1 rRNA gene is annotated in these 215 nt (G+C 54.4%); it reads left to right on the plus strand.

Features of this window, described 5'->3' with window-relative positions:
- Window positions 1-215, plus strand: a 23S ribosomal RNA gene (locus LRL21_RS45445); the annotation flags it as partial.

Below are 215 nucleotides of genomic sequence, written 5' to 3' on the forward strand. Positions count from 1 at the left end.
TTTAGAGTCGTGGATGGAGAGCACTGATTGGGTGCGGGGCCCGCCAAGGGTTACCAAGTCCAGTCAAACTCCGAATGCCACAGACTTCTATCCGGGAGTCAGACCGTGAGTGCTAAGATCCATGGTCAAGAGGGAAACAGCCCAGACCATCAGCTAAGGTCCCCAAGTGCAGGTTAAGTGGGAAAGGATGTGGAGTTGCCCAGACAACCAGGATG

Origin of the sequence: Paenibacillus periandrae (assembly GCF_022458865.1) — a bacterium.
Taxonomy (GTDB): domain Bacteria; phylum Bacillota; class Bacilli; order Paenibacillales; family NBRC-103111; genus Paenibacillus_S; species Paenibacillus_S periandrae.